The sequence below is a fragment of the Streptomyces lydicus genome, assembly GCF_000717345.1.
Lineage (GTDB): Bacteria > Actinomycetota > Actinomycetes > Streptomycetales > Streptomycetaceae > Streptomyces > Streptomyces lydicus.
This window is the reverse complement of the sequence record NZ_JNZA01000013.1, coordinates 1-13,175: the sequence shown is the minus strand read 5'-3', so window position 1 is coordinate 13,175 and position 13,175 is coordinate 1. Positions and strand designations below refer to the sequence as shown.

Sequence of the window (13,175 nt, the reverse complement as noted above, 5' to 3'; positions counted from 1 at the left end):
CGGCAAGGTGACACGAGCCCGGTCACAACGGAACGCGCAGCACCTCGTCGATGAGATCGGCGGCCTCGTCCGTCGCGGCGCTCCCGGTCTCGGCCAGATGCTCGCGCACCGCCCGCAGCCGGTCCCGCAGCCGTTGCGACTCCATGCCCCGAGCGTGCTCGGTCATCTGCGCGGCGTCGGCCACGGCCCGGTCCGCATCCCCTTGGCGCAGCTCGATGTGAGTGAGCATGGCCAGCCGGTGGACCCGGCCGCGGTCGTGTGCGGGGGTGTCGACGGCGGCGTCCGCCTGTTCCCTGGCGGCCCGCAGGTCACCGAGACTGAGCAGCGCCTCCGCCACTTGTACGTTGACCAGGCCGGGCTGCACATAGCCGGTCTCGGCCGGCTCCAGCCCCGGACGGATGCGGTCCGCGGCCGCCTCCGCGCGCCGGATGCACGCCAGCGCGCTCGTGCCGTCCCCGAGCCGCGCGTAAGACTTGGCCTGCATCGCGTAGAGGTCCGCGGAGAGCGCCGGGGTGATCTGCGGGCCGGCGGCCCGCAGCGCCGCCTCCGCGAAGGCGACCGCCTGGCGGTACTCCCGCACGAAGAGGGACTGGTTGACCAGCAGGGCGATGACGTACGCGCCGAGCCCGCGGTCCCCGCTGGCCTTGGCCAGCCGCAGCGCCTGATGGAAGTAGCGCTGGGCCAGCCCGAGAGCGTCCGAGTCGTACGCGCAGATGCCGGCGACCGCGACCAGCCCGCCGGTCGCCCGGTGGAGCTGACGCCCCGTCGCATCGCTGTAGCTGCCCCGCAGCAGCGGCGCCGCCTCGGAGTTGAGGAATCCCACGATGCGTGCTCTGGTCGCGACACCACCCGCCTTCCGGTACATCTGCTCGTAGTGGGTCCGTGCGGCGCGCAGCATCTCGATGTCGGCCGTGCCGACCCGGGTCAGCCCGTCGCGGGACACGTCCTGGTCCTCGGGCGGGTTCTCCCACTCCCATACGGGGATGACCGCCGAGGTGCCGGTGAGGGCCGGGGCGTCGAGGAGGTGCGGGCGCTGCTGTTCGTCGGACCGCCACAGCGCGGTGGCCCGCTCCACGAAGCCGGACAGCGGGGTGTCGGCGGCGCGGCTCGGGCCCGGCCCGCTCAGCCCGATGTCGGCGAGCCCGACCGGCCGGTGCAGCCGCTCGGCGAGGATCTCGCAGATCAGGTCCGGTACCTGCCCGCGCGGCCGCTGGCCCTTCAACCACCGGGCCACCGCGGTGTGTTCGTACCGCAGCGCCAGTCCGCGGCCGCTCCCCAGACGGTTGATCCGTGCCGCCAGTCCCGCGTGCGAGATCCCGGCCTCGTCGAGAATCGCATCGAGCAGGGTGTTGGGCTCCATACCGGCCTCCCGGTGAGCCGGAACGCGCCCCGGGCGGCCGGCTCACGGCCTTGTCGACTTAACCACTCCGCCAGTTGAGCGTAGTGAACCCGCCTTCACACGGGGTGTGAAGAGCCCCGCCCGGCACACCGCGCCGCCCGGCCGGCCGTCACCTGTGCGGATACCCGCATCCGGTCGTTGTGCAGCATCAGCAGCGCCACGTCGTCGGTCAGCCGCCCGCCCGAGTGCCGCAGCAGCGCCTCCCGTACGTCCCCCACCACACCGGACGGCGAGGGCACACAGGAGGCCGTGGCCGCCTCGACGCTGCTGCACAGCTGGGTCGTCAGCGGGAAGAACGCGCCCGCCGCGTCCCGGGTGTCCACCGCCCCGTCCGTGTGCAGGAACAGCGCCTCGCCGGGCTCCAGCCGGCCGCAGCCCACCGTGGACAGCTCCTCGGGAAGCGGGAACAGCCCCAGCGGCGGCATCGGTTCGCCCGGCGCGACCGGCACCACCTCCCGGGAGCCGATCCGGTACGGCCACGGGTGCCCGCAGTTCAGCGCCGTGACCGAGCCGTCCGGGGCGATCTGCACCAGCAGCAGCGTGACGAACTCCTCGGCGAGCGGGCCGGCCGGCTCCGCGCCGCCCGCCGGGTGCTCGGCGCGGCCCCGCTCCCTCAGGTGCCGCTGGTGCGAGCGCTCCAGCCGGCGCAGCACACCGGCGAGTTCGGGCTCGTCGTGCACCACCTCACGGAAGCTGCCGAGCATCGCGGCGACCGTGCTCATGGCCTCCAGGCCGTGCCCGCGGACGTCCCCGATCACCGCGCGGACGCCGTGCCGGGTGCCCAGGACCTCGTAGAGGTCCCCGCCGACCACCGCGCCCTCGCTCGCGGAGAGGTGGTCGGCGGCCAGCACCATCCCGTCGATCCGCGCCGGCAGCGGACGCAGCAGCACTTGCTGGGCCGTCGCGGCGACCTCGCGGGTGCGCTCCAGCTCGCGCAGCAGCCGCTTGCGCCGGCCGGCCGTCAGATAGCTCGCGCCGACCACCGCCAGGATCGCGCCGCAGGTCATCGCGCGGCCGGCCCACCCGGCCGCGGGCTCCGCCGCGCCGAAGGGGACGAGGGCGGCCAGCGCGCACACCCCGCCGAGCAGCACGCACTGACGGCGCCCGGTGCCGGCGCAGGCGATGGCCGGTGCGGCGGCGAGGAGCTGGAGCAGCCGGCCACTGGTCGGGTGGCACAGCTCCCAGCCCACCACACCGAGCACCCAGAGGCCGGGCAGGACGAAGACGAAGGCCCGCCGGGCCCGGGCCGCCCCGGCGCGTGCTCCGCCCCGCGCCCAGGTTCGGATCATGCCGATGGTCCCCCTAGCCGGTGGTCCCCTAGCAGGCGTTGAGGCGGTCGGTCCGGTCCGCTTCCGCGGTCAGGGCCGCACCGACCCCGTCGATTCTCGCGACGTTGTGTGCCCAGACCGCGACGATAGGTAAATAACCACCCGATGGGGTGATGGTGTGCGGATCGGATCGTCTCCTTAAGACCCCTCCGCCCCCCACAGGGGCACCGGCGTCCGCAGGACGCAGAAGGGGCGAGGGCGCGGACGGCTCGCACCGTCCACGCCCTCGCCCCGCACTTACGTACAGCGGGCCGTCAGCCCCGCAGCACCGCTCCGGTCCGCTCCACGGCCGCCGCCACCGCCGCGTCCCGCGCGGCCGTGGCCTCCTCCGCGGTCAGCGTCCGGTCCGGGGCGCGGAAGCGCAGCGCGTACGCCAGCGACTTCTTGCCCGCGCCGGTCTGCTCGCCGGTGAAGACGTCGAACAGCCGCAGCGACTCCAGCAGTTCACCCGCGCCGTCGCGCAGCGCGGCCTCCACGTCCGCCGCCGGCACGCTGCCGTCGACGATCAGCGCGACGTCCTGGGTGGCGACCGGGAAGGAGGAGATCGTGGGCGCCTTCAGCGCCCCGGCGCCGGCCCGCTCCAGGCGGTCCAGGTCGATCTCCATCGCGCAGGTGCGCTCCGGCAGGGCCATCGCCTTGATGACCCGCGGGTGCAGCTCACCGGCGTTGCCGACGAGCACCTCCTCGCCGTCGACGAGCGCGAGCAGCGCCGCGCACCGGCCCGGGTGGAACGGGGCGTGCTGGTCCTGACGGACGATCAGCTCGACACCCGCCTCCCGCGCGACCGCGCGGCCCGCCTCGATGGCGTCCGCCCAGATCGCCGGGCGGCCCTCGCCCCACCAGCCGGCCTGCTCACGGGCGCCCGTGAGCACCACCGCGGCGCGCCGCGGCTGCTGCGGCAGCGAGGCGTCCAGCGAGGCGATCTCGTCGTCGGTCGGCCGGCGGTCGACGACCAGCCGGCTGGCCGCCTTCTCGTCGCCGGTCGCCCGGAAGACCGGACCGGTCTCGAAGAGCGCGAGGTCGTGCGACCCGCGGCCGTAGTTGCGGCGCAGCGCGCCGAGCAGCCCCGGGATCAGCGTCGTACGGAGGTCGGGCTCCTCGTCGGAGAGCGGGTTGACCAGCGTGACCGCCGAGCGGCGCGGGTCGTCCGGCTCGATGCCGAGCTGGTCGAGGACGTGCGAGCCGGTGAACGGGTAGTTCAGCGCCTCGACGTAGCCCGCGCCGGCCAGCACCCGGCCGACCCTGCGGTGCAGCCGCTGACGCTCGGTCAGCCCGCGGCCGGCCGGCGGCTTCGGCAGGGTGGAGGGAAGGTTCTCGTAGCCCTCCAGCCGGATGACCTCTTCGGCCAGGTCGTTGGGGTCGGAGAGGTCCGGCCGCCAGGACGGCACGGTCACGACCAGTTCATCTTGGCCGTAGACGTCGCAGCCGACCTGCTGGAGGCGGCGCACGACGGTCTCTCGGCCGTACTCCACACCGGCGACCTTGTCCGGGTGGTCGGCGGGGATGGTGAGCGTGCGCGGTCCGCGGGGCGAGACGACCTCGGTGACGCCCTCGCCCGCGGTGCCGCCGCCGAGCAGCACCAGCAGGTCGACGGTCCGCTGCGCCGCGGCGGACGCGGCCTCCGGGTCGACGCCGCGCTCGAAGCGCTTGGCCGCCTCGGAGGACAGCTTGTGCCGGCGGGCCGTACGGGCGATGGAGATCGCGTCGAAGTGCGCGGCCTCGATCACGACGTCGGTGGTACCGCGCAGCTGACCGGTCTCGGGGTCGGTGACGGCACCCGCGATCTCGGTGTTGGCACCGCCCATGACACCGGCGAGGCCGATCGGGCCGCGGTTGTCGGTGATGACCAGGTCCTGCGCGTCCAGCACCCGCTTGGTGCCGTCCAGGGTGGTCAGCTGCTCACCGGCGGTGGCCCGGCGGACACCGATCGGGCCGTCGACGGTGGCCCGGTCGTAGGCGTGCAGCGGCTGACCGAGCTCCAGCATCACGTAGTTGGTGATGTCGACGGCCAGCGAGACCGGGCGCATGCCGGCCTTCTGCAGCCGGCGCGTCAGCCAGATCGGCGAACGCGCCTCGGGCTCCAGACCGCTGACGGTGCGCGCGGTGAAGCGGTCGCAGCCGATCGGGTCGGAGACCTGGACCGGGTAGCCGGCGGCGTTCGGCGGCGGCACGTCGAGCAGCGCAGGGTCGCGCAGCTGCAGCCCGTACGCGGTCGCGGTCTCGCGGGCCACACCGCGCATCGACAGGCAGTAGCCGCGGTCCGGGGTGACGGCGATGTCCAGCACCTCGTCGACGAGCTCCAGCAGCTCGATGGCGTCGGTGCCGACCTCGTACTCGGGCGGCAGCACGATGATGCCGTGCGTGCCGTCGTCGCCCATGCCGAGCTCGTCGCCGGAGCAGATCATGCCGTGCGACGTCTTGCCGTACGTCTTGCGCGCGGCGATCTTGAAGTCGCCGGGCAGCACGGCGCCGGGGAGGACGACCACGACCTTGTCGCCGACCGCGAAGTTCCGCGCGCCGCAGACGATCTCCTGCGGCTCTCCGGTGCCGTTGGCGTCACCGACGTCCACGGTGCAGAAGCGGATCGGCTTCTTGAAGCCCTCCAGCTCCTCGATGGTCAGCACCTGGCCGACGACGAGCGGGCCCTTGAGCCCCTCGCCGAGGCGCTCGACGGTCTCGACCTCCAGGCCGACGTCGATGAGCTTGGCCTGCACGTCACGGCCGGTCTCCGTCGCCGGCAGGTCGACGTACTCCCGCAGCCAAGAAAGCGGGACCCGCATCAGATCTCCATCCCGAACGGCCGGGTGAACCGGACGTCGCCCTCGAACATGTCGCGCATGTCTTCCACGTTGTGCCGGAACATCAGCATCCGGTCGATGCCGAACCCGAAGGCGAACCCGCTGTACTTCTCGGGGTCGACACCACAGGCGATGAGCACCTTGGGGTTGACCATTCCGCAGCCGCCCAGCTCGATCCAGCCCTCGCTGGAGCAGGTGCGGCAGGGCCGGTCGGGGTTGCCCACGGACTCGCCACGGCAGACGTAGCAGACCATGTCCATCTCGGCGGACGGCTCGGTGAACGGGAAGTAGTTCGGCCGCAGCCGGGTCTTCATGTCCGGGCCGAAGAGCGCCCGGACCATGTGGTCGAGGGTGCCCTTGAGGTCGGCCATGGTCAGGCCCTCGTCGACGGCCAGCAGCTCGATCTGGTGGAAGACCGGGGAGTGCGTGGCGTCCAGCTCGTCGGTGCGGTAGACCCGCCCCGGGCAGACGACGTAGACCGGCGGCTCGCGGTCGACGAGCGTACGGGCCTGGACCGGCGAGGTGTGGGTGCGCAGCACGACGCCGGACTCGTCGCCCTCGGCGCCGTTGGCCCGGACGAAGAAGGTGTCCTGCATCTGGCGCGCCGGGTGGTCGGGCACGAAGTTGAGGGCGTCGAAGTTGAACCACTCGGCCTCGACCTCGGGACCCTCGGCGACCTCGTAGCCCATCGCGACGAAGACGTCGGCGACCCGCTCCATGAAGGTGGTCAGCGGGTGCCGGGCGCCGGCCGGGGTGCGGTCGTAGGGCAGCGTGACGTCCACGGCCTCCTCGACCAGGACGCGCGCGTCGCGCTCCGCCTCCAGCTCCTCCTGGCGGACCTTGAGCGCCTGGTTGACCCGGCCACGGGCCTGGCCGACGCGCTTGCCGGCGTCCGCCTTGGCGTGCGGGGGCAGGGCGCCGATCTCGCGGTTGGCGAGGGCGAGCGGCGACCGGTCGCCGGCGTGGGCGGCCTTCACCTCACGCAGCGCCTCCAGAGAATCCGCGGCGGCGACGGCGGCGAGCGCCTCGTCCAGCCGTGCGGCGATCTCTTCCGGTTTCAGGGCTTCGACCTCGACAGGGTCGTACGACTTATTGGGTGCGGACATCTCTTCCCGTGCTTCCGGTGGACTGGCTTGGCTTGGCTCGCTTCGCCTCGGCTCCTCGATCACAAAGGTCGGATGCCGAGCCCGCGCTGTGCCCGCGATTGCCTGTGCGCCAAAGGTGCCAAAGGTCAAGTCTAAGGGGGACGGGCAGCGCGGCAGGCCCGAGCCCCGTGGGGGCGTCGCCCACCACCGCCCTTCGCAGGACGCCGCGCGGCCCCTTCTTCTTGTTTCAGGCCATAAAGGCCGGGGTCGCGACGGGCAGGCTGAATCGGAACTGCGCGCCGCCGGCGGGGGCCCGGCCGACCGTGATCGTCCCGCCGTGCGCCTCGACGATGCCCTTGACGATGTAGAGGCCCAGGCCCGTGCCGCCGCGCTTGCTGCCCCGCCAGAAGCGGGTGAAGACGCGGCTCATCGACTCCTCCGGGATACCGGGGCCCTCGTCGCTCACGGTGACGCTCGTCCCCTCCGTGCTCGTCGCGTCCGATGCTGGTCCGACCTCGATGGTGACCGTTCCCTCGCCGTGGCGCACCGCATTTTCCAGCAGGTTGCCCAGCACCTGGTCCACCTTGTCCGGGTCCGCCCACAGATCGGGCAGCGGTTCCCTCATCCGGATCAGGAAGCGGTCGGGCAGCTGGCCGGCGGTGGTCTGCGCCTGGACGTGCCGGCGCACCGCGGCGATCATGTCGACCCGCTGCCGGCGCACCTCCAGCCGTCCGGAGTCGATCCGGGAGATGTCCAGCAGCTCGGCGATCAGCCGGGTCACGCGGTTGGCGTCGGCGTCGACCGTCTCCAGCATCAGCCGCTTCTGGTCGTCGGTGAAGCGTTCCCACTTCTGGAGGAGGGTGGCGGTGAAGCCCTTGACGGACGTCAGCGGCGAGCGGAGTTCATGGGCGACGGTGGCGATCAGCTCGGCGTGGCTGAGTTCCGTGCGCCGCCGCGCCTCGGTACCGCGCAGCGCGATCACCAGCCGCTCCACGGGGCCGGTCGGCCGGTCGCGTACGTAGCGCGCGGAGACCAGCACCTCACGGCCGCCGAGCAGCAGATTGCGCTCGGGCTGGCCGCGGCGGATGGCGAGGCCGCCGTAGGGGTCGGTCAGCCGCCACCAGCGGCGCCCTTCGATGTCCTGGAGCGGCAGCGCCACGTCGAGGGGGCGGCCGAGCGCGTCCCCGGGGGTGATGCCGGTGATCCGGGCCGCCGCGGCGTTGAAGCAGACGACCCGGCCGGTGGCGTCGGCGACGACCAGGCCGTCCGGCAGGTCGTCGGGGTCGATCGCGGAACCGGCCCCCGACCCCGCGGACGGGCAGCCGTCGGCGGCGACCGTGCTGCCGGACGTGCTCACACTCATCCCCGCTACCCCCTTCCGGGCCCCCGGGCACGCAAGACTACTAGTTCGCCTCGGATGTGCCGGAAAGATCCGGGGGACGCCCCTCAGGCGGGTGACACCGCGCGGCAGCCGCCGGGGCCGCGCTGGGCGCGGGCGGAGGCGTAGAGGCAGACCGCGGCGGCGGTGGCGAGGTTGAGGCTCTCGGCCCGGCCGTGGATGGGGACGCGTACGACGGCGTCCGCCAGCGCCCGGGTCTCCTCGGGCAGCCCCCACGCCTCGTTGCCGAATACCCAGGCGGTGGGCCCGCCCATGGAGCCGGCGTCCAGCTCGGCGTCCAGGTCGCAGTCGCCCGCGCCGTCCGCCGCGACGAGACGTACGCCCACGCCCTTGAGGCCGGCCACCACCCGCTCGACCGGCACGCCGACCGCGACCGGGAGATGGAACAGCGAACCGACCGACGCGCGGACCGACTTGGGGTTGTAGAGGTCCACGGAGGCGTCGGTCAGCACCACCGCGTCCGCGCCGGCGGCGTCCGCGCAGCGCAGCACCGTGCCGGCGTTGCCGGGGTCACGGACGTTGGCGAGCACCGCGACCAGCCGCGGGCGGGCGGCGAGGATGTCCTCGAACGGCGAGTCGAGGAAGCGGCAGACGCCGAGCAGGCCCTGCGGGGTAACGGTCTGGGAGATGTCGGCGACCGTCCGGTCGTCGGCGAGGTGCACCCGCACCCCGGCGGCCCGGGCCGCCTCGACGATCTCGGTGTGCCGCTCGGCGGCCTCGGCGGTGGCGAACAGCTCGATGAGCGTGGGCTCGCCCCCGGCGCGGTGCGCGATGGCCTCCCGTACGGCCTGCGGGCCCTCGGCGATGAACCGGCGCTCCTTGCCGCGGAAGGCGCGGCGGGCCAGCCGCCGGGCGGCGGTGACACGCGGGGAACGCGGGGAGATCAGCTCGGGGGTGCCCATGGGCGGCGGCTCGCTTCTGTGGTTCGGTGCGGTGCGGCGGGGAAAAGCGGCGGACCCGCAGGCCGGGGCCTGCGGGTCCGCGTCAATCCGTCCTCAGGCTGAAGTTCAGGCAGCCTTCGGGGCGTTGACGTCGCTGGGAAGCGCCTTCTGGGCAACCTCGACGAGCGCGGCGAACGCGTTCGCGTCGTTGACCGCGAGGTCAGCGAGGATCTTGCGGTCCACCTCGATGTTGGCGGCCTTCAGACCCTGGATGAAGCGGTTGTACGTCATGCCGTTGGCGCGGGCAGCGGCGTTGATGCGCTGGATCCACAGCTGACGGAAGTCGCCCTTGCGCTTCTTGCGGTCGTTGTAGTTGTAGACGAGGGAGTGGGTGACCTGCTCCTTCGCCTTGCGGTACAGGCGGGAGCGCTGGCCACGGTAGCCACTGGCCTGCTCGAGGATCGCCCGGCGCTTCTTGTGGGCGTTGACTGCCCGCTTGACGCGTGCCACTTGTTAACTCCTTGTAGCGGGGTCGTGGTTGTTCGTCACACGACCCGAATCGATTGTGTCCCGGTCCGAGTCACCCGCCCCGCTCGTCCAGCGGGGCGTGGTGGCTCACTTGCCGAGAAGCTTCTTGATCTTCGCGGCGTCGCCCGGGGCCATCTCGGCGTTGCCGGTGAGGCGACGCGTCACGCGGGACGACTTGTGCTCGAGCAGGTGGCGCTTGCCGGCGCGCTCACGCAGCACCTTGCCGGAGCCGGTGACCTTGAAGCGCTTGCTGGCACCGCTGTGCGTCTTGTTCTTCGGCATGCGCCGTTCTCTCCTCGTCAGTGGCGCTCCCACCGGCACGGACCGGCTGGCGGGAGCGTCGCTCGTATCGATTGCTGTCCGGGGCGGGTGCCCCGGCATGAATCCGGGGCTCACGCCCAGTGATCACGCCTCGGCGGGCTCCCCGGCGGGCTCCTCGGCGGACTCCTCCACGGACTGGTCCGCGGCGACTCCGCCCTGGCGCTCCGCCTTGCGGGCGGCCTGTGCCTCGCGGGCCTCGGCCATCGCCTCGGTCTTCTTCTTGTGCGGACCGAGGACCATGATCATGTTTCGGCCGTCCTGCTTCGGATTCGACTCGATGAAGCCGAGGTCCTCCACGTCGGACGCGAGCCGCTGCAGCAGCCGGAAGCCCAGCTCGGGGCGGGACTGCTCGCGACCACGGAACATGATCGTGATCTTGACCTTGTCACCCTGCTTGAGGAACCGGACGACGTGACCCTTTTTGGTGTCGTAGTCGTGCGGGTCGATCTTCGGCCGGAGCTTCATCTCCTTGATGACCGTGTGCGCCTGGTTCTTGCGCGCCTCACGGGCCTTCATGGCCGACTCGTACTTGAACTTTCCGTAGTCCATGAGCTTGCAGACCGGCGGACGGGCGTTCGCCGCCACCTCGACCAGGTCGAGGTCGTACTCCTGCGCAAGCTCCAGGGCCTTGGCAAGCGGCACAATGCCGACCTGCTCGCCACTGGGACCGACGAGTCGCACCTCGGGGACGCGAATCCGGTCGTTGATGCGGGGCTCGGCGCTGATGGATCCTCCTCGGTAGCACCACGCGACGGCCTGGCGGACTGCCGCGTAACGTCTGTTCGATGTGACCACCCGCGCCGGCACACGAAAAATGCCCCGGACGGGACACAGGCGGGGCTCCACATAGATCTGGAGCACCGCCGCGAAGTCTCCGCGGGGCGCAGCCGGACCGTTGACCCGCCAACCAGAGGTCGGCCGGGTGGGAGATCGGAGCCTCCACTTGTGGGCCGGTCACATGTGTGTCCGGCCGGTCGGAACACCAGGATACACGAGTCAAGGGGCGGCCCCCACTTCTGTGCCGGCCCCCGGCGTTCCCCGAGCAGGATGACACTCCCCGGCGCGGGGGCCGCGGACCGGGGCCATAGGCTGGAGCCGACCCCTCAGCAGGAAGAAGCCCGAAGACATGAGCGACCAGACCCCTCAGCAGCCCGACGCACCGGACGCGGCGAGCGCACCGGGTGCGGCAAGCCCGGATTTCGACGCCATGACCCGCGACATCGCGGAGGTGCCGGCGGTCGAGGTGATCACCACGGTCGCGGTGCACCTGATGAGCTCGGCGGCGGTCAACCTGGGGCTCGCCGAGGGCGGCGAGACCCACAAGGACCTCGACGAGGCGCGCAAGCTCATCCAGGCGCTGGCCGGGCTGGTCACCGCCAGCGCCACCGAGATCGGCTCGTACCACGCGGCCCCGCTGCGGGACGGGCTGAAGTCGCTGCAGCTGGCGTTCCGCGAAGCCTCGGTCGTCCCGGACGAGCCGGGGCAGGGGCCCGGGGAGAAGTTCACCGGCCCGGTGTACGGCTGAGCGGCCGGTAACCGCATACGGAAGAGCCCCGGCCGGGGAGACGGCCGGGGCTCTTTCGCGTACGGGGGCGGGGAGGCTCAGATCCGCTCGCCGGGGCCGGGTGTGGGCTCGTGCGGTGCGGCCTCGTCGGCGACGACGACCGGCTCGTGCGGCGGGTGGGTGATCTGGTGCACCACGGCCGCGATCGCCCCGCCGATCAGCGGCGCCACGATGAACAGCCACAACTGGGTGATGGCCGCGCCGCCCGCGAACAGGGCCGGGCCGATGGACCGGGCGGGGTTCACGGAGGTGCCGTCCAGCGGGATGCCGATGAGGTGGACGGTGGCCAGCGCCATGCCGATCGCCACGCCGTTGAAGCCGAACAGCGCCACCCGGTGGGTGACCGACAGCACCACGAAGACGAACAGGAAGGTCATCACCATCTCGGCGACGAAGGCACCGCCCAGGTTGAGGTGCACCGCCGAGCGGTCGCCCCAGCCGTTCGTGCCGAAGGCCGCGTGCGTCTGGAGTCCGGGGACCTGCTTGGCGACCAGGAACAGCAGCGCCGCCCCGACGACGGCGCCGACGATCTGCGCGATCCAGTACTCGACCGCGCTGCGCAACGTGAGGCGGCGGGCCAGCAGCATGCCCAGCGTCACCGCCGGGTTGAGGTGGCAGCCCGAGACCGGGCCGAGGGCGTAGGCCAGCGCCAGCATGGTGAAGCCGAAGGCCAGCGCGATGCCGAAGGTGCCGATGTACTCGCCCGCCAGCACGGCCGAGCCGACGGCGAAGAACACCAGGAGCAGCGTGCCCAGGAACTCGGACACAACCGTACGGGTCAACACCGTGGGGCTCTCGGGCCCCGTTTCCGTCTTGGACGCCGGAATCTCCATGCGGCTCTCCTCGCGTGGATCTTGAGCTCTCCTCGCATTGTGCGGCCCCGGAGAGGAACGCGCCCGTCGGCGGAAGAGCCCCGCGAACGGTGTCCGCGGGGCTCTTCGGGTCCTTCGGTACGGCGGTCAGCGCCGGTAGAGCGGCTCCGCGGGGGCCGCGCCGTCCGGCGGCAGGAGGGCCAGGTCCAGGCCGCGGACGAGCCGGGCGCGCAGCACCTCGTCATTGGCCAGCGCCCCCGCCAGCCGCTGGGCGACCTCGGCGGTCGGGGCGTCGGCGGCCAGGCCCAGGGCGAGCGTCGCGTCGGTTTCGCGGGACGGCGCGAGGTGGGCGACGAGGACCGCGGGCTCGGCGGCGAGCAGGGCCCGCAGGGCGTCGGTGACGGCCGGGTCGGCGAGCGGGTCGGCGGTCGTCCGGCCCTCGGCGAGGGCGCGCAGCGCGGGGCCGGTCAGCTGGTAGGTGACCGGGCCGGCCAGGTCGATGACCAGGGTGTCGGCCTTCTCGTGGGAGGCGGCCAGCAGTGCCTGCTGGAGCGGGACGGCCACCGGGCGGGCGTCGGGGCGCCAGCGCTGGAGGGTCTCCATGGAGGTGAAGGCGGGCAGGGCGCGGCGGCCGTCCGGCGCCTGGAGGGTGGGGACCGCCATGTCGCTGGTCTTCTCGCGGCGCAGACCGTCCGGGCCGGTCTCCACCTCGCCCAGCACCGCCACCACGGGGACGAGCATCCGGGCGCCGGCCAGCGCGGCCAGCAGCTGGGGCTCGGTGCTCCGGTCGTCGCCGTACGCCGTCAGCGCGGCGGTCAGGGCGGGGTCGGCGGAGCCGTCGTCGTCGGAGAAGCCGGGGTCGGGGATGTTCTTCTGCACCACGCGAGCGTATCCGCTCGTGGTGTGCCGGACGTTGCCGGCTTTCCCTCAGGGGCGGGTGCGCCAGAAGTAGAGGGCTGCGGTGAGGAGGGTCAGGCCCAGGGCGGCGGCGGTCCAGGGGAGCCAGTCGGTGGGGGCGGCGGGGTCGTCGTCGGGGGTGGGGCCGGGGCCGAAGTAGCGG

At 72.7% G+C, this 13,175-nt stretch carries 12 protein-coding genes; 1 reads left to right on the top strand and 11 read right to left on the bottom strand.

Going from position 1 to position 13,175, the window contains the following annotated elements:
• Positions 1–22 precede the first annotated feature (22 nt).
• The 9 genes from OO62_RS14215 to infC all read right to left on the bottom strand — a co-directional run bounded on the left by OO62_RS14215 (position 23) and on the right by infC (position 10,534).
• Positions 23–1,360, bottom strand: a complete 1,338-nt coding sequence (locus OO62_RS14215; RefSeq protein ID WP_033267760.1) for an NsdA family TPR-like regulatory protein — start codon at positions 1,358–1,360, stop codon at positions 23–25.
• A gap of 95 nt (positions 1,361–1,455) precedes the next feature.
• Entirely contained in the window at positions 1,456–2,688 is a 1,233-nt protein-coding gene (locus OO62_RS14210; protein ID WP_033267759.1) for a PP2C family protein-serine/threonine phosphatase, read from the bottom strand.
• Between the two features lie 293 nt (positions 2,689–2,981).
• The gene (gene pheT, locus OO62_RS14205) at positions 2,982–5,507 is read right to left on the bottom strand and encodes a phenylalanine--tRNA ligase subunit beta (protein ID WP_033267758.1); all 2,526 of its coding nucleotides are present in this window, start codon (positions 5,505–5,507) and stop codon (positions 2,982–2,984) included.
• A complete protein-coding gene (pheS, locus tag OO62_RS14200; RefSeq protein WP_033267757.1) occupies positions 5,507–6,631 on the bottom strand; it encodes a phenylalanine--tRNA ligase subunit alpha in 1,125 nt (374 codons plus the stop codon). Before pheS ends, pheT begins: the two co-directional genes overlap by 1 nt.
• 226 nt (positions 6,632–6,857) lie before the next feature.
• Positions 6,858–7,973 carry a sensor histidine kinase gene (locus OO62_RS14195; RefSeq protein WP_033267756.1) on the bottom strand — a complete coding sequence of 372 codons (1,116 nt, stop codon included), beginning with the start codon at positions 7,971–7,973 and terminating at the stop codon, positions 6,858–6,860.
• 83 nt (positions 7,974–8,056) lie between these two features.
• Positions 8,057–8,911, bottom strand: coding sequence for a TrmH family RNA methyltransferase (locus OO62_RS14190; RefSeq protein ID WP_033267755.1), 855 nt, complete (start codon positions 8,909–8,911; stop codon positions 8,057–8,059).
• Positions 8,912–9,016: 105 nt separating this feature from the next.
• Positions 9,017–9,400, bottom strand: coding sequence for a 50S ribosomal protein L20 (rplT, locus tag OO62_RS14185; RefSeq protein WP_033267754.1), 384 nt, complete (start codon positions 9,398–9,400; stop codon positions 9,017–9,019).
• Between the two features lie 105 nt (positions 9,401–9,505).
• Positions 9,506–9,700 carry a 50S ribosomal protein L35 gene (gene rpmI / locus OO62_RS14180; protein WP_016576627.1) on the bottom strand — a complete coding sequence of 65 codons (195 nt, stop codon included), beginning with the start codon at positions 9,698–9,700 and terminating at the stop codon, positions 9,506–9,508.
• A gap of 123 nt (positions 9,701–9,823) precedes the next feature.
• A complete protein-coding gene (gene infC, locus OO62_RS14175; protein ID WP_078617173.1) occupies positions 9,824–10,534 on the bottom strand; it encodes a translation initiation factor IF-3 in 711 nt (236 codons plus the stop codon).
• A 331-nt stretch (positions 10,535–10,865) separates the two neighbouring features.
• On the opposite strand from infC, the gene OO62_RS14170 reads away from it, so the two are divergent.
• Positions 10,866–11,264, top strand: coding sequence for a DUF1844 domain-containing protein (locus OO62_RS14170; protein ID WP_033267752.1), 399 nt, complete (start codon positions 10,866–10,868; stop codon positions 11,262–11,264).
• Between the two features lie 77 nt (positions 11,265–11,341).
• On the opposite strand, the gene OO62_RS14165 is transcribed toward OO62_RS14170, so the two are convergent.
• Together OO62_RS14165 and OO62_RS14160 are read right to left on the bottom strand one after the other, a co-directional pair.
• A complete protein-coding gene (locus tag OO62_RS14165; protein WP_051733188.1) occupies positions 11,342–12,136 on the bottom strand; it encodes an MIP family channel protein in 795 nt (264 codons plus the stop codon).
• A gap of 126 nt (positions 12,137–12,262) precedes the next feature.
• Positions 12,263–12,997: an SseB family protein gene (locus OO62_RS14160; RefSeq protein WP_033267751.1), complete on the bottom strand. Its 735-nt coding sequence runs from the start codon at positions 12,995–12,997 to the stop codon at positions 12,263–12,265.
• Positions 12,998–13,175 lie beyond the last annotated feature (178 nt).